This window comes from Devosia indica (assembly GCF_003056405.1).
Lineage (GTDB): Bacteria > Pseudomonadota > Alphaproteobacteria > Rhizobiales > Devosiaceae > Devosia > Devosia indica.
Genome location: NZ_PYVZ01000006.1, coordinates 92158 through 108039, shown reverse-complemented (window position 1 = coordinate 108039; position 15882 = coordinate 92158). Strand labels below are relative to the sequence as shown.

The 15882-nt window shown below is 60.8% G+C and carries 13 protein-coding genes and 1 tRNA gene; 9 read left to right on the top strand and 5 right to left on the bottom strand.

Going from position 1 to position 15882, the window contains the following annotated elements; all coding sequences use genetic code 11:
• Positions 1–6 precede the first annotated feature (6 nt).
• Entirely contained in the window at positions 7–1032 is a 1026-nt protein-coding gene (locus DDE76_RS07920) for a carbohydrate kinase family protein (protein WP_104894464.1), read from the top strand.
• Here the strand turns inward: DDE76_RS07920 and DDE76_RS07915 are convergent.
• Positions 1027–1103: transfer RNA gene (locus DDE76_RS07915), tRNA-Arg, on the bottom strand. The two genes, DDE76_RS07920 and DDE76_RS07915, sit on opposite strands and share 6 nt — an antisense overlap.
• Positions 1104–1157: 54 nt before the next feature.
• Here DDE76_RS07915 and DDE76_RS07910 point away from each other — a divergent pair.
• Complete coding sequence (locus tag DDE76_RS07910) at positions 1158–1679, top strand: peptide deformylase (protein ID WP_104894463.1); 522 nt, start codon at positions 1158–1160, stop codon at positions 1677–1679.
• 50 nt (positions 1680–1729) lie between these two features.
• A protein-coding gene (gene prfB / locus DDE76_RS07905) for a peptide chain release factor 2 (protein ID WP_104894462.1) occupies positions 1730–2855 on the top strand; the annotation gives its coding sequence in 2 pieces (ribosomal slippage) (positions 1730–1798 and positions 1800–2855; 1125 coding nt in all).
• Between the two features lie 47 nt (positions 2856–2902).
• Here prfB and DDE76_RS07900 read toward each other — a convergent pair.
• Positions 2903–3967: a M23 family metallopeptidase gene (locus tag DDE76_RS07900; protein WP_157955707.1), complete on the bottom strand. Its 1065-nt coding sequence runs from the start codon at positions 3965–3967 to the stop codon at positions 2903–2905.
• A gap of 141 nt (positions 3968–4108) precedes the next feature.
• A complete protein-coding gene (locus tag DDE76_RS07895; protein ID WP_104894460.1) occupies positions 4109–4594 on the bottom strand; it encodes a peroxiredoxin in 486 nt (161 codons plus the stop codon).
• 110 nt (positions 4595–4704) lie between these two features.
• Between DDE76_RS07895 and DDE76_RS07890 the strand changes: the two genes are divergently transcribed.
• Complete coding sequence (locus DDE76_RS07890) at positions 4705–8226, top strand: YhdP family protein (protein WP_157955706.1); 3522 nt, start codon at positions 4705–4707, stop codon at positions 8224–8226.
• Positions 8227–8288: 62 nt separating this feature from the next.
• On the opposite strand, the gene tyrS is transcribed toward DDE76_RS07890, so the two are convergent.
• Together tyrS and DDE76_RS07880 are read right to left on the bottom strand one after the other, a co-directional pair.
• The gene (tyrS, locus tag DDE76_RS07885) at positions 8289–9533 is read right to left on the bottom strand and encodes a tyrosine--tRNA ligase (protein ID WP_104894458.1); all 1245 of its coding nucleotides are present in this window, start codon (positions 9531–9533) and stop codon (positions 8289–8291) included.
• A gap of 130 nt (positions 9534–9663) precedes the next feature.
• Positions 9664–10326: an alpha/beta hydrolase gene (locus DDE76_RS07880; RefSeq protein WP_104894457.1), complete on the bottom strand. Its 663-nt coding sequence runs from the start codon at positions 10324–10326 to the stop codon at positions 9664–9666.
• Positions 10327–10614: 288 nt separating this feature from the next.
• Between DDE76_RS07880 and DDE76_RS07875 the strand changes: the two genes are divergently transcribed.
• From DDE76_RS07875 to sufD, 5 genes are all read left to right on the top strand, one after another.
• Positions 10615–11760 (top strand): cysteine desulfurase family protein, encoded by a 1146-nt coding sequence (locus DDE76_RS07875; RefSeq protein WP_104894456.1) that lies wholly within the window; start codon positions 10615–10617, stop codon positions 11758–11760.
• Between the two features lie 65 nt (positions 11761–11825).
• Complete coding sequence (gene sufB, locus DDE76_RS07870) at positions 11826–13355, top strand: Fe-S cluster assembly protein SufB (RefSeq protein WP_104894455.1); 1530 nt, start codon at positions 11826–11828, stop codon at positions 13353–13355.
• Positions 13355–13846 (top strand): cupin domain-containing protein, encoded by a 492-nt coding sequence (locus DDE76_RS07865; RefSeq protein ID WP_104894454.1) that lies wholly within the window; start codon positions 13355–13357, stop codon positions 13844–13846. The genes sufB and DDE76_RS07865 overlap by 1 nt, the downstream gene beginning before the upstream one ends.
• Positions 13847–13888: 42 nt before the next feature.
• Complete coding sequence (sufC, locus tag DDE76_RS07860) at positions 13889–14650, top strand: Fe-S cluster assembly ATPase SufC (RefSeq protein ID WP_104894453.1); 762 nt, start codon at positions 13889–13891, stop codon at positions 14648–14650.
• A gap of 2 nt (positions 14651–14652) precedes the next feature.
• Complete coding sequence (sufD, locus tag DDE76_RS07855) at positions 14653–15864, top strand: Fe-S cluster assembly protein SufD (RefSeq protein ID WP_104894452.1); 1212 nt, start codon at positions 14653–14655, stop codon at positions 15862–15864.
• Positions 15865–15882 lie beyond the last annotated feature (18 nt).

The following is a 15882-nucleotide window of genomic DNA, read 5'->3' as shown; positions in this document are numbered from 1 at the left end:
CGCTCCATGACAAGACTGGGCTTTCTGGGGGCAATGAACCGCGACCTTGTCGCGCAGCAGGACTGCGCGACGGTCCTTGATGCCCTCCGCATTAATGCGTCACCCCTGGTCGAAACACCCATCTCCGACGAGGATGCGCAGCGCGGGGCCGAACTCCTGCAGGAGCTTGGCGCAGCCGACTATCTCGGCGGCTCGGCCTTCAACGCCGCACGGGTGGCGGCCCTGCTCAACGACGGCAATGAGATCGATCTGGCCTTTTTCGGTGTTGCCGGCACGCTGGGACCATCCCGTGCGCATCTTGAGGCTCTCGATGGCTGGGGTTTCGACACATCGGGCGTAGAAACAAGTGCGATCCCGCCAGCCACCTGTCTTGCCATCGTCGAACAGGCCGGGCGCACACTTCTGACCGCCCATGGCGCCAATGCCGCCATCGCAAACTGGCTGGAACGCCAGCATTCAGCTCTGGCCATTGCCATCGCCCGCTGCGACGCCATCCACATCACCTCATACCTCGATCCAGCATCGCCTGCATTGATCGCCCGGATCTTGGAACGGGCGCGTATCGACAATCCGGAGCTGATCGTCTCGCTCGATCCCGGCATGGCCTGGATCGCCCCGGGTGGAGACGGGTTCGCTCGCCTTTTGGCCCAGACCAACATCCTGCACCTCAATAGCGAGGAATTCACGCGTCTCTTGGGCAAGGCGAGCCCGGCCGAAATTGGCGCTGGCCTGCAGCCCGGCTGGCTGCTCGTTGCAAGGATGCATGAGGGTGTGACGCTGTATTCGGAGAAAAGCGCTTCGCCCTATGCCCCCGAGCTACAGGACATGGACGTCAGGGATGCGACAGGGGCAGGGGATACGTTTTGCGGGGCATTTCTTTGGTCCTATTGTCAGGACGTGACCCGGCTTCAGCGGGCAGTGGCTCTCGGCTTTGCGCTGGCGCGCCACAAGGTCGGTATGGCCGGACCACTGGCCCTGACCGACACTACGCGGCGCGAGATCGTCACAAAGATAGTGAAAGCGGAATGGTGATCCCGACGCGATTCGAACGCGTGACCCCAGGATTAGGAATCCTGTGCTCTATCCTGCTGAGCTACGGGACCAGCCGAGGATCGACGTACCAGCAGGGGGCAGGAGTTGCAAGATGGCGGAGGTAAATGCCAGCCATGGGTTATGATGTAGCGCCATTCATTCTCTTCCCCGATGAGCGTTTTCACGCCGCTGCAGCGCCCGTCGCAGTGGACGCAGCGCTCTTGCAAATCGGCACGGATCTGCTGGACGCGGCGAAGGCAGCGCAGGCCTATGGGCTGGCGGCAGTCCATATCGGCATGTTGGTCCCAGTCGCCGTTGTCAGCATCGTCCCGCCACCTGGCCGGGAATATCGCGTTCTCTTCAATCCGCGCGTCATCGAAACCGGGGGCGACCCGGTCCCCGGCAAGGAAGGATCGGTGTCCATGCCCGGTATCGAGGTCGAGATCACGCGACCAAGCTTCGCCCGGATCGGCTTTGACGACGAAACCGGCGCCACAGTGGGTTTGGAGTTGACCGGGTTCCCCGCCCGCGTCGCCCAGCATGAGATCGATCAGGTCAATGGGATCTTCTTCCTCAATCGGCTGTCACGGCTCAGGCGCGAAGCGGCCATCAAGCGATATGCCAAGCTCACGCGCCGCATGGGTTGATCCGGGGGTGCCGTTTCGCTAAACGGAGCCCCACACACGAAGGAAGACAAATGCGCACGGAAATCGAAAAGACCGTCGCCGAAATCGAGCAGGTTCTGACCCTGCTGAGGAGGCATCTTTGACTGGGACACAGCTCAACTCCGTCTCGACGCGCTGACCGCGCAAACTGAATCTCCAGAATTCTGGAATGATCCCGAAAAGGCCCGCGTCACCATGCGTGAACGCGACGAGCTGGACGTTGCCGTCAAGACGGTGCGCGAGCTTGAGGCCGGCATTCGGGACAATTGCGAACTGATCGAACTGGGCGAGGCCGAGGGCGATGAGGAGATCGTGCGCGACGCCGAAAATGCTCTGCTCGAACTGATGCAGACAGCGCGGCGCACCCAGATCGAAACCCTGCTTTCCGGTGAAGTCGACAGCAATGATTGTTACGTCGAAATTCACTCCGGCGCCGGTGGTACCGAGAGCCAGGACTGGGCCAACATGCTGCTGCGCATGTACACCCGCTGGGCCGAGGCCCGGAAGATGAAGGTCGAAACCATCGAAATGCATGATGGTGAAGAGGCCGGCATCAAGTCCGCCACCATCATGATCAAGGGCCACAACGCCTATGGTTGGATGAAGACCGAGAGTGGCGTGCATCGCCTGGTGCGGATCAGTCCGTACGATTCGGCTGCGCGCCGTCACACCAGCTTCTCCAGCGTCTGGGTTTACCCTGTGGTGGACGACAATATCGATATCGAAATCCGCGAAGCCGATCTCAAGATCGATACCTATCGCGCTTCCGGTGCCGGCGGACAGCACGTCAACACCACCGACTCAGCCATCCGCATCACCCACGTGCCCACCGGCATCATCGTGGCGTGTCAGCAGGAGCGTAGCCAGCACAAGAACCGCGCCACGGCCATGAACATGCTCAAGGCCCGGCTCTACGAAATGGAACTGCAAAAGCGCGAAGAGGCCGCCAACGCCCAGGCCGCCAGCAAGACCGATATCGGCTGGGGCCACCAGATCCGTTCCTACGTCCTGCAGCCCTACCAGATGGTCAAGGACCTGCGCACTGGCGTCGAAAGTGGCCAGCCCTCGGTCGTGCTCGATGGTGGGCTGGACGAGTTCATGGAAGCAGCGCTTGCCCAGCGTGTGGGTGTGGCGACAGACGTGACGAGCGAAGACTAGCCTTGGCAGGACAAGAGACCCCGGACAGCGTCTGGGGTCTTCTATTGCTAGTTCAGCATCGACAGGATGCGCTTGCCGGTATCGAGGAAAGGCTTGGGGTCGACGCTCTTGTCGGCACGGTGCACTTCAAAATGCAGATGCGGCCCGGTCGAGCGGCCAGTCGAGCCGACCTTGGCGATTGGCGTGCCCGTTTGCACCCTCTGACCCTCTTGCGAGAGAAAGGCGCTCAAATGGGCGTAGCGTGTCACCAGCCCATTGCCATGTTCTACTTCCACCACCTTGCCATAGCCTGAGCGTTGACCGGCAAAGATGACCACGCCTTCGCCCGCACTCAGGACGGTCGTCCCGGTCGGTGCTGCGAAATCGAGCCCGGAGTGAAAGGCGCGGCCCCCTGTGAAGGGGTCCTTGCGATTGCCGTAGCCCGAGCTCTGGCGGAAGTTCCCGGTTATGGGCATGTGTACGGGCGCCAGTTCCAGACTGTCCCGCGCCGCCTTGTACAGTAGCAGTGCCTCCATTACCGCGTTGGCGTCGTCAAGCGATGGCGAAGCAAGATCAGCACCGCTTTCGGCTGCCAGCAATGGCCCGCCCATGCCACTCAGCGCGCTCTGAGGAAGGTCCACTTCGATACCAAGCTTGGAGAGCTCGCCCACAATGCTTGCTGTGCGCTCTGTTGCGGCGCTGGCAATGCCATTCATCGCCCGTTGCGTTTCGTCCATCATCTGGACCACGGAAGCGGAGGTGGCAGCAACATCGGGATTGCCACTGGTCGTGCTTGGCGAAACGGGCACCTGTTCATCAACATCCCCCAGAGCTGCCAGACCGAGCTCGTCGGCCTTGGTCACCAGCGCCCTGACAAGCTGGTGTTGCTCCAGCAGAGCCTCCTGCTGCACCGATAATTCCTGGAGCTGCAGATTGATATCGCCCGCCTGGGCATAATTGCGCGATTGCAGGCGATCAATTTCGACCCGCATCTGCGCCAGCCTGTCTTCATAGGCCGTGACGATCAGCTCGTTTTGTCCGCTGAGCAGCCGCGCAATATCCGGCGCCATCAGCAGGGCAGTGCCCTGCAGCGCATTACCGCCGAGCAGCAGGGCAAACATGACATAGAACAACGCGGGGTGTACGCCACGCCGTGTTGGCCGGCTGTTCCCGCCTTCAGAACTGGCAGAGTGACGCAACGCTACTACCCCCAAACGCCCCAAACATGGTTAGTAAACTATGGCGGCGTTTGGTTAAGAAAGGCGAAAGCCCTGCTATGGCCGGTCTGAAGCGAGGACGTCATCGAGCGCTGCCAGCACCTTGGCGGCGTGTCCCTTGATGCGGGTCGCGCGAATGATGCGGGCGATCTTGCCCTCTGCATCAATGATGAAGCTGGTCCGCACCAGCCCCATGAACTCCCGGCCATAGAGCTTTTTGAGCTGCCAAAGGCCGAAAGACTCAATCACCAATCGGTCGGGATCGAACGCTAGCGGAACCTTCAGATCGTACTTGGCTCGGAATTTCAGGTGGCTTTCCCGCGTGTCGGGCGACACCCCAACCAGAAACGTGTCGCGAACGCTGAACGCATCTGACAGCGCTGAGAACTCCTGGTTTTCGTCGGTGCACCCGCCCGAGTCGTCCTCGGGGTAGAAGAACATGACCACGGGATTTCCAATCAGCTCTGCCTTCGCGATGATCGAGCCGTCATCACGGTGCAGGACAAAGTCGGGTGCTGGGTCGCCGGATTTGAGATGTGTCATGGCCTATCCTGTGCTGCTGCTTGAATAGAGGGTGTCGGCGCCACATTCCAGCCGGTATCATCAATCAATGCACCACTTGCGGTGGATGATTCTGTTTCCGGTGGGAGGGGTTGACCCAGCCGATCTTTGACGTGGTGGCAGTGGACCAAGTAGCAGAACCAGATCCGTCTCAGGCGCCGCCATCAGACAGGCGGGTTCGCTCGACCGGATTTCGTCGCGCGCGTCGAATTGCGGTCTGGGTTCTGGGTGTTCCCAGCCTTATCCTGCTTGTCCTCTATGCGATCATGCTGATTACGCCGATCCGCGTTCCGTTTACCGGCCAGGCTATCCGCAGTTTCGTGCAGAATTTCGTGGCCGAGACGGCCGATCTGCAGATGGGAGACATGGCGCTTGCGCTCGAAGGCGGTGTCTGGCCAGTCATCCAGTTCTCGCCGGTCTCCTACACTGACAGCAAATCCGGCGCCCGTGTTCAGATGGATGCCCTCGAAGTCGGCTTTTCCCCGGCCCGCGCGCTGTTCGGGCAGCCGGGTACCACGATCACCATTGTTGGTCCGCATGTGCAGATCGTCCAGGACCTCTATGGACCACGCCCCGGAACGCTTGAGGTCGAGGAAAACCCCGAGGGTGGCCCGCCAATTGTCCGGGTTCTCGAAGGCGATGACAGCTTTCCGGCCGTTGCGATCTCTTCGGAAGGCATTTCGTTCGAAGAGGGTGTCGCACCGCCCATGCGCTCGGACAATGACTGGCTGATCTACAATCTGGAGGCCAGCGAGCTGGCCATTGCCGACCTTGTGGAGCAGACCGCACAGGGGCGTTTCTCCCGGCTCGTCGTCCGCGACGGGCTGATCGATATGGCCGACCCCATATACGGCCTGTTCCGGCAGTTCGAGGCGGTGTCGCTCGAAATTGGACCCGTGCCTGGTGAAGAACGGGTGACCGGAGAGTTCAGCGCGCGTATCGGTGGCCAGACTGTCGTGGGTACGATTGATCGATCGGTCGATCCTGATGGTGTCAGGCGCCTCCAGGCCGACCTGACCAATCTCGATTTTTCTGCCTTTGTGCCCTTCATCGACGATCGCGACAGCGTGGCCGCAATGCGCGGCGCCGGCTCGATCTCGATCGACGTGACCTTCACCGCCGACGAAGGAAAGCTCGTCGGGGGCGGCTTCAAGCTTGATTTGACCGGACTCGATCTGCGTCTTGCTGATGACTATTTCCCCGTGGCGAGCTCAATCCTTGATGTCACCTGGAATCCGGAGCTCGGCCAGTTCCGCCTAGCAGAAGGGGCATTGCGGATTGGGCGTTCGTCGGCGCGTGTGTCCGGCGTTTTCGCCCTGGGCCTCGATCGGGCCTATGGGCCAACGATCGGTATGTCGCTGACCGCGCGCGATGTCTTGATTCACCCCGATGATATGGATGCGCCCGAAACGCCCTTCGACCTGGTCGAGTTCTCTGGCTGGTCAGCGCCACTATATGGCGCACTTGGCATTGACCGCCTGACTGCCACCAAACCCGGCGCCACCGTCGAAGCGGCCGGGCGGATCGATATGGTGCAGGCCGGCATGGGTCTCGACATGACCATAGCCGGGCAGGGGGTGACAGCGGACGATTTCAAGCGCCTCTGGCCCTATGTCATGTCGGGCGAGAGCCGGGACTGGTTCGTTGCCAACGTCACTGAGGGCCGGGTCAAGGACGCGCGAATGCGGTTCAATTTTCCCGTCGGAACATTGGCCATCGGCGACGAAGACGTGCCTATTCCGCCTGACAGCATGCAGATCGATATCGTTGGCGAAGGTGTTGCCATCAAGCCGACACCGGAAATGTCGCCGATCCTGATCTCCGGCGAGACGCGCCTGCGGCTGGACGACGCCAATATGTCGATTGCGGGTGGCGGCGGCACACTGGAAACCGAGGCGGGCACTATTGATGTCTCCAATCCGGCCCTGGTCATGGACAATTCCGTGCCCGGGGAAAGCATTGTGGAAATTTCCGGCGACCTCATGGCGCCTATTCCTGCCCTGCTGGCGCTGGTCGAGCAGCAGCAACCAGATGCCCTCAGTGGGGTGGAATTACCTATCGACCTGGCCAGCATAACTGGCGCCGTCGATCTCGGGCTGGTGGCCACCATTGCCCTGGGCGACGAACAGTCCGGTCGTGAAATGGATTTCGACTATGTCGTCAACGGTTCCGTAGCCGATTTCGCCAGTACGCAGCCCATCGAGGGGCGGCTGATCGGAAATGGCCAATTGTCCTTCTCCGCTTCACAGGACAATTATCAGCTCGGTGGCACTGCCGAGATCGATGGCATGGCCGCCGAGATCTCGATTGAAGGCACGCCGGAAACCGATCCAGTGGTCCGGCTGGGGTCGACCATCGACGTGGCCGACCTGGCCGGTTTCGGGTTCGACGCGTCCGAATTTCTGGGCGGGCAGGTCCGTTTCGTGGCGCAGCCGCTGGATGGCGGCGCGTTGTCTATGTCCGTGGATCTGGCCGAAGCCAGTCTCACCATACGCGATCTTGGGATCTCCAAGCCGGTTGGGACGCCTGGCCTGCTCACGGCGATCATCCGTCCCGATGGCGATGTGACCCATCTCGAAGATATCGCGCTCACCTTCGGCAGCGTCCGCCTCAACGGCTTACTCGACTACCACGCCACAGAAGGTCTGGTGGCCGCCAACTTCACCAATTTCGCGCTGAGCGAAGGCGATAGCGCGACCGTGGATCTGACACCGGTGGACGGTGGGTTCTCTGTCCGAATTCGCGGGAGCCAGCTCGATCTCAAGCCTGTGTTGAGCCGCTTCTTCAGCCTGGGTCAGGGCAGCGGCGGCGTGCAGTCCACGCAATTTGACCAGTCTATCGTCCTTGATGTGCAGCTTGATCGCGCCATTGGCTACTACGCGACCACCGCCTTTAACCTGGACCTCGATCTGTCGCTGCGCGGTGAGAACCTTTCGCGGGTCAATCTCACGGCCCAGTTCGATGAGGGCAACGCAGTTTCGATCACCACCAATCCGGCCCCCAACGGGCGCACGCTCTCAATGGCTTTCAACGATGCGGGTACCGTGCTGCGCCTGCTCGGCATCTACTCCCAGCTCGCTGGTGGATCGGGCAGCCTGGTGATGACGATCGATCGACAGGCCGATCAGGAAGTCGGGCGGTTGGTCTTGCGCAATTTCGCCATCGTCGACGAGAACAACGTCGTCCAGATTCTTGGCAATCACTCCGACTCCCGGGCAGCCATTGCCGCCAGAAACAGGCTGGACTTCCGGGCCGGGGAAGTGGACTTCATCCGCAAAAGTGACCGGGTTGAGGTAACCGATGCAGTACTGGCTGGGGATACCGTTGGCGGCACCATGCGCGGCTTCATCTATACCGACCAGCGCCAATACGATCTCAGTGGCACCTATGTGCCGCTCTTTGGCCTCAACAATATCTTCCAGCAATTGCCCATCCTGGGACCGCTTCTCGGTGGCCGCGATGGTGAGGGGCTTGTTGGCGTCACCTTCGCGGTGCGCGGGCCACTTGAAGATCCGCAATTCCTCGTCAATCCGCTCTCGATCCTGGCGCCGGGCATCTTCCGCGAAATGTTCGAATTCCGCGCCCGCGAACTGCCCCCGGAGGCCGCTCAATAAGAAAGGCACCCGCCAGGGTGCCTTTCGACTAGACATCGCTGTTTCGGGACTTTGGTAACGCTCTAGACCGGCTTGAGCAGCGCATGCCGCTTCTTGCCGATGGAAAGCTTGATAACCCCTTCGGCTAGCAAGGCATTGTCCGCCAGAACGAGCTTGTCGTCGTCAATGACCGCATCATTGATCCGAACTGCGCCTGAGGAGACATGCCGCCGGGCCTCGCCATTCGAGGCTGCGAGGCCGACCTTGACCAGCGCATTGAGTACGCCAATGCCAGCATTAAGCTCGGCATGATTGATCTCGGCGGTGGGCAGGGACAGATCAAGCTTGCCAGTTTCAAACGTCGCACGCGCCGTTTCCGCAGCGCCCTCAGCAGCCTCTCGACCGCGCAGCATTGCGGTCACCTCAGTAGCCAGCCGCTTCTTGGCCTCGTTGACGTCGCCGGCCACGACCCGGGCGATCTCGTCCAGCGGCAGCGTGGTGTAAAGCTTCAGGAACCGCTCCACATCCGCGTCCTCGGTATTGCGCCAGTATTGCCAGAAATCATAGGCCGAGAGCATGTCTTCGTTGAGCCAGATGGCCCCGTTGAGCGACTTGCCCATCTTGGCGCCCGAAGCCGTGGTCAGCAGCGGCGAGGTCAGCGCGTAAAGCTGCGGCGTCCCCAGGCGATGCCCGAGATCGATCCCATTGACAATGTTGCCCCACTGGTCCGAACCGCCCATTTGCAGCTTGACGTCATAGCGCTTGTTAAGCTCCACAAAGTCATAGGCCTGCAGGATCATGTAGTTGAACTCAAGGAAGCTCAGCGACTGTTCGCGATCCAGCCGTTGCTTGACCGAGTCAAAGCTCAGCATGCGGTTGACCGAGAAGTGCTGGCCAACATCGCGGAGGAATTCGAGGTAGTTGAGCGGCATCAGCCATTCGGCATTGTTCAGCATCAGGCTGTCCTTTGGTCCATCGCCAAAGGTCAGGTAGTTGGAGAACACCCGCTTGATACTGTCGATATTGGCCTGGATCATCTCAGGCGTCATCAGCTTGCGGGCTTCGTCCTTGAAGGACGGGTCACCGACCATGCCGGTGCCGCCACCCATCAGGGCAACGGCCCGGTGGCCGGTTTTTTCCAGCCAGTGCAGCATCATGATCTGGATCAGGCTCCCCACATGCAACGAGGCAGCGGTGGGGTCGAACCCGATATAGGCAGTGACGGTTTCGGTGGCGAACAGCTTGTCCAGCCCCTCATCGTCGGAGGTCTGATGAATAAAGCCGCGCTCGGAAAGGGTGCGCAGGAAGTCGGATTTGAACTGGGTCATTTGAATCACTGAAGCCTTGTGAGACCGCGTGGCGAGCTCGTCGATCCACGGGGTCGGTACATCCGGAACCTCATCCTTCGACGTGCTCGGGATGAGGTTCCTCCGAATGACCGTCTCAATTGCGCTCTCGTTAGCGCCCGCCGCCGTCCGCGATCTCCTGACGGCGACGGTCGAGATATTCGGCGCAACGCGTGGTCAGCTCGTCGACCTTGCCTTCATAGAAGTGGTTCGCCCCTTCCACGATCTGCTGCTCGATGGTGATACCCTTCTGCGTCTTGAGCTTGTCCACCAGCTTCTGCACCGAAGTGGGCGGGGCCACGCGGTCCTTGTCGCCATGGATAATCAGGCCAGAGGACGGGCAGGGGGCCAGAAACGAGAAATCGTACAGGTTTTCCGGTGGCGATACGGAGATAAAGCCTTCCACTTCCGGACGGCGCATCAAAAGCTGCATGCCGATCCAGGCGCCGAAGGAAAAGCCGGCAATCCAGCACCCGCGCGATTCCCGGTTGATGATCTGCAGCCAGTCCAGCGCCGCAGCCGCATCCGAGAGTTCGCCGATACCATGATCGAACACGCCCTGCGAACGGCCGACGCCGCGCGAATTGAAGCGCAGAACCGAAAAGCCACGCTCGGCAAACATATAGAAGAGATTGTAGACGATCTGGTTGTTCATCGTCCCGCCGAATTGCGGGTGAGGATGCAACACGATCGCTACGGGCGCGTTCGGTTCCTTACCCGGCTGGTACCGGCCTTCCAGGCGCCCTTCCGGGCCGTTGAAGATCACTTCTGGCATAAGTTTGTTCCGGCCTTTTCTGGCTCTGTCCGTTTGGTCTTGCGGGCCCTCTGGTGGAAAGCGGTTCGCGGCTTGACTAAGCGCGGACTGCTCCCTAAAACATGGGTCCGAAACACCAGTTTAGAATTATTCGAAACTCGGTTTTGAGCCGCGAAACGGCCCAATGGAGCGCCCCTTGTAATGAAGTTGGGCGTAAAATTTCAAGAAGTGTTTGACTGCGTGGACGCAAGAAGCGTCCCGCTGCAGGCATGGAAGCTATATGGGACGCACATGCGTCCGGAAAGCGCAATGACGAGAGCGGCCACATATCTCGATCACAATGCATCATCTCCGCTTCGCCCCGAAGCGCGGGAAGCCGTGCTTGCTGCGCTTGACCTGGTGGGCAATCCCTCGTCCGTGCACGCCCATGGCCGTGCCCTGCGCAACCTTGTTGAAACAGGACGGCGCCAGGTGGCCGAACTGGCGGGCGCCGAACCCAAGCAGGTCGTGTTTACCGGTTCGGCAACCGAAGCCATCACCCAGGCCATCCTGGGCGGTGCCAGGGCTTTTTCGGCAGGCGCCGTTGCTCTGAGTGCGGGGGAGCACGCTGCTGTCGGCAAGGCAGCAGAAGCCACGGGCCTGCCTGTCTGGACCATCTCACTGGATGGCGAAGGCCGCATTGATCTCGATCAACTGACTGTCACTTTGCAAAAGGCCGAAGAACAGGGGTTGACCCTTCTGGTCGCTCTGCACTGGGTGAACAACGAAACCGGCGTCATCCAGCCTATTGAGCGGATCAACGCGCTTGTTGGCCCCACCCGTCACACCCTCTTCATTGATGCGGTGCAGGCCATTGGCAAACGCCCTCTGGAATTTGCCACCTCGGCTCCCGACATGATGGCAGTGAGCGGCCATAAGATCGGCGCACCCGCCGGCATTGGCGCACTTCTGGTGAAATCGCATGCCGACACGGTGCGGCTCATTCCCGGCGGTGGTCAGGAGCAGGGTCGCCGAGGCGGCACGGAATCGGCAACGCTGATCGCGGCCTTCGGGGCGGCAGCAGCGGCGAACGACTATGATGCCGAAACACTCTCGGGCCTTGTGCAGCGCGTCGAGGCCGGTCTGAGGAAATTGGCGCCGGATGTGGTCATTTTCGGCCAAGGCGCGAACCGTATCGGCAATGTGACCAATTTCGCCGTACCGGGTGTGGGCAATGCGACCGCGATGATGGCGCTCGACCTTATGGGACTGTCGGTCTCCTCGGGCTCGGCATGTTCGTCGGGCAAGGTCGGCGCCAGCCATGTGCTTGCCGCCATGGGCGTGCCCAGGGATCTCGCCAATTGCGCATTGCGCGTCAGCTTCGGCTGGAACTCGACCATGGCGGACGCGGACGCGTTCCTTGCCGGATTTGAAACGCTCCTTTCCCGCCAGAAGCGGGCAGGGAAAGCGGCCTAGCCGCCACATCAGACTATTCGTTCGCGGCGGCCTTGAACCGCCGAGGGACACAAAGGAGAAGCCGCATGGCGGATTACAACATTCCGACCCTCAAGGAAGAAATCGACCGGGAGACGGTCGAGCAGGTGCTGGCGCTCGACGTCGACAAGTACAAATACGGCTTCGAAACAGATATCGAGTCCGACGTCGCCCCTGCTGGCCTGACGGAAGACACGATCCGCTTCATCTCGGCCAAGAAGGACGAGCCTGAATGGATGCTCGAATGGCGTCTTGAGGCGTTCCGCCGCTGGCAGACCATGGAAGAGCCCAATTGGGCCAAGGTCCACTATCCCAAGATCGATTTTCAGGCGATCAGCTATTATTCTGCGCCGAAGTCTTTCAGCGGCCCCAAGAGCCTGGACGAAGTCGATCCCGAACTGCTCCGCACCTATGAGAAGCTCGGCATTCCACTAAAGGAACAAGCCATTCTGGCTGGCGTCGAAGGCGCGGGCGAACCGACCGGCACGCCGTTCTCGGGCAATGTCGCGGTCGACGCGGTCTTCGACTCGGTTTCAGTGGTCACAACCTTCCGTGAGGAACTGGCCAAGCAGGGCATCATCTTCTGCTCGATTTCTGACGCCATTCGTGAATATCCCGATCTGGTCAAGCAGTATCTGGGCTCGGTGGTGCCGGTCTCGGACAATTACTACGCCACGCTCAATTGCGCTGTCTTCACCGATGGCTCCTTCGTCTATATCCCCAAGGGCGTCCGTTGCCCCATGGAGCTCTCGACCTATTTCCGCATCAACGAAAAGAAGACCGGCCAGTTCGAGCGCACGCTGATCATCGCCGACGATGATAGTTACGTATCCTATCTCGAGGGCTGCACCGCCCCGATGCGCGACGAGCACCAGTTGCACGCCGCCGTGGTGGAACTGGTGGCCCTCGACAATGCCGAAATCAAGTACTCGACGGTCCAGAACTGGTATCCCGGCGACAAGAACGGCAAGGGCGGCATCTACAATTTCGTCACCAAGCGTGGTGACTGCCGGGGCAAGAACTCGCACATTTCCTGGACCCAGGTCGAAACCGGTTCGGCCATTACCTGGAAATACCCGAGCTGCATCCTGCGCGGCGACGGTTCGCGCGGCGAATTCTATTCGATCGCCATTTCCAACGGTTACCAGCAGGTCGATAGCGGCACCAAGATGCTGCATCTGGGCAAGAACACGTCCAGCCGCATCATTTCCAAGGGCATTGCCGCCGGCTTCTCGGACAACACCTATCGCGGCCAGGTCTCGGCCCACGCCAAGGCGAAAAACGCCCGCAATTTCACCCAGTGCGACTCACTGCTGATTGGTGACAAGTGCGGCGCGCACACCGTGCCCTATATCGAGAGCCGCAATGGCACGGCCGTCTTCGAACACGAAGCGACCACGTCCAAGATTTCCGACGACCAGATGTTCTACTGCATGCAGCGCGGCCTTTCCGAAGAGGATGCTGTGGCCCTGATCGTCAATGGCTTCGTGCGCGATGTGCTTCAGCACCTGCCCATGGAATTCATGGTTGAAACCCAGAAGCTGATCGCGATCAGCCTTGAAGGCAGTGTTGGCTGATGGACAAGACCATTGCACCAGTCATTGCCCTGTCCGGTCTGACGCTCAAGCGGCACGACCGGGGCCCCGGGATCGGGGCCAACGGCGCCAACTTCACCCGGGCTATGGGCCTGACCATGCTTGGCGCCAGTTACTTCGAAGTACAGCCGGGCGAATCGGCCTTCCCCTTTCATGTCCATTATCTGGAAGACGAGATCATCGTTATTCTGGAAGGTGAGGGGACCTATCGCTTCGGCGAGACGTCCCACAAGGTGACCGTGGGCGACGTGCTCGGCGCACCTGCCGGCCGGGCAGAGCTGGCGCACCAGCTCACCAATACCGGCACGGGCGTGCTGAAATATATCTGCGTCGCCAATCAGACAGAGACCAACGTGGTCGAATTGCCTGAGCAAGGTGTTCTGCGCGTCCATGACCGGAAACCGGGCGGTTACGAAAGTATCGAACTGCCCACGCCCGCCAAAGGCCTGAACGAAATTGATGACCAGTCCTGAGAGCCGGCCGCGACGCCGCCCAGACTGAAGAAGGTAGAAGAAATGACCACTCCCGTTCTTGAAATCCGCAACCTGCATGCCCGTATCGACGAGCGTGAAATCCTCAAGGGTGTGAATCTCATCATCCCGCCTGGTGAAGTCCATGCCATCATGGGCCGCAATGGTTCGGGCAAGTCGACGCTGAGCTATGTGCTCGCCGGCAAGGAAGACTATGAGGTCACCGAGGGCGAAATCCTGCTCAATGGCGAAAACATCCTGGAGATGGAGCCCGATGAGCGCGCGGCCGCCGGCCTTTTCCTGGCCTTCCAGTATCCGATCGAAATTCCCGGCGTAGCGACCATGACCTTCCTCAAGGCCGCACTCAACGCTCAGCGCAAGGCGCGTGGCGAGGAGGAGCTCAAGACGCCCGACTTCATGCGTCTGGTCAAGGAGGCTGGCAGCCAGCTCAACATCGACAACGACATGCTCAAGCGCCCGCTCAATGTCGGTTTCTCCGGCGGCGAAAAGAAGCGCGCCGAGATCATGCAGATGGCGCTGCTGAAGCCCTCGCTGGCCGTGCTCGACGAGACCGACTCCGGCCTCGACATCGACGCGCTGCAGGTTGTCTCCAAGGGCGTCAATGCCCTGCGCGATGGCCAGCGCTCCATGCTGGTCATCACCCACTATCAGCGCCTGCTGAATCACATCGTGCCTGATGTCGTGCACGTCTTCTCGGACGGCAAGATCGTCGAGAGCGGCGATAAGGACCTGGCACTCAAGCTCGAGGCCAAGGGCTATGCCAGCTACGGCGGAGAGGCTGCCTAATCATGCGCGCAAACTTTCCAGTCCGCCTTGGCCCCGCCGAGGACGCTCTTATCGCCCAGCTCAAGGCTGCCGGCGCTGATGCTGCCGCCGAGCGCATCACCGTGGCCGGCCTGCCGACCCGTCGCGTCGAGAGTTACCACTATACCGATCTGAAAACCCTGCTGCGCGCGATCCCGCCGCTGGCAACCGCCGCCAATGAAGCCAGCGCCCCGGCGCTGCGCATTCCCGGCGCCTTCAACCTGATGATCGCCAATGGGGCTATCCAGAATGCCGCCACGGCCCCGGCCGGCGTCATTGTTGGCAAGGCCGAGGGTGGCGTACTGACCACCCGTGACGACGTGCTGGTGCATGTCAACGGGGCGCTGGCCAGGGAAGCTTTGACTCTCACGCTGGAAAACAGCGTCGATCCGGTCATCCAGGTGGAGCGTCGCATCGAAGGCGAGGCGGCCCATGTCGCCGATGCGCTCAAGATCTTCGTGGCAGACGACGCCTCGGCGACCATTGTCGAAACCTTCTCGGGCTCCGACGCGGCCCATGTTGGCAATCACGCAACCTATCTGTCGGCAGGCAAGAACGCGGTGGTGACCCATATCACCATCGACCTCAGCGCCCGCGCCGTGTCGCACTTCGCCACCAATGAATATCAGCTCGCCGATGGCGCCAAGCTGCGCACCCTGGTGATCCATGCTGGTGCCGGGCTCGCCCGTACCCATGTGTTCCCGCGCATGGCCGGTGCAGGGGCCCATGCTGATCTCACTGGCCTCAATCTGGTGGCCGATGGTCAGCACGCCGACATCACCATGGAAACCCTGCACGCGGTGCCGCACACCTCGTCGCAGCCGCTGTTCAAGTCCATTGTGCGCGGCCGCGCCAAGGCCGTCGTGCAGGGCAAGCTCGTTGTCGCCCGCGACGCCCAGAAGACCGATGCCAAATTCATGCATCAGGGCCTGATGCTCTCGGACGAAGCCGAAATCCTGTCCAAGCCCGAACTCGAGATCTATGCCGACGACGTCGTCTGCGGCCATGGTTCGACTTGCGGCATGATCGATGAGGATAGCCTGTTCTACCTGATGAGCCGTGGCATTCCCAAGCCAGAGGCAGAAACCATGCTGGTGCGCGGCTTCATCGCCGAGCTGCTCGACCCGATCGAGGATGAGGAGCTCAATGAAGCTTTGCAGGGCATTGTCGACGGCTGGCTGATGAGCGGCAAGTAAGCTCATCACACGCACAAC

Bases quoted from the DNA above. Each gene is read 5' to 3' on its own strand.
- DDE76_RS07920 (WP_104894464.1), top strand. From the start codon at position 7: ATGACAAGACTGGGCTTTCTGGGGGCAATGAACCGCGACCTTGTCGCG.
- DDE76_RS07880 (WP_104894457.1), bottom strand. From the start codon at position 10,326: ATGCCAGAAGTGATCTTCAACGGCCCGGAAGGGCGCCTGGAAGGCCGG.
- sufD (WP_104894452.1), top strand. From the start codon at position 14,653: ATGCGCGCAAACTTTCCAGTCCGCCTTGGCCCCGCCGAGGACGCTCTT.
- DDE76_RS07865 (WP_104894454.1), top strand. From the start codon at position 13,355: ATGGACAAGACCATTGCACCAGTCATTGCCCTGTCCGGTCTGACGCTC.
- tyrS (WP_104894458.1), bottom strand. From the start codon at position 9,533: ATGACCCAGTTCAAATCCGACTTCCTGCGCACCCTTTCCGAGCGCGGC.
- DDE76_RS07875 (WP_104894456.1), top strand. From the start codon at position 10,615: ATGACGAGAGCGGCCACATATCTCGATCACAATGCATCATCTCCGCTT.
- sufB (WP_104894455.1), top strand. From the start codon at position 11,826: ATGGCGGATTACAACATTCCGACCCTCAAGGAAGAAATCGACCGGGAG.
- DDE76_RS07895 (WP_104894460.1), bottom strand. From the start codon at position 4,594: ATGACACATCTCAAATCCGGCGACCCAGCACCCGACTTTGTCCTGCAC.
- sufC (WP_104894453.1), top strand. From the start codon at position 13,889: ATGACCACTCCCGTTCTTGAAATCCGCAACCTGCATGCCCGTATCGAC.
- DDE76_RS07910 (WP_104894463.1), top strand. From the start codon at position 1,158: ATGCCAGCCATGGGTTATGATGTAGCGCCATTCATTCTCTTCCCCGAT.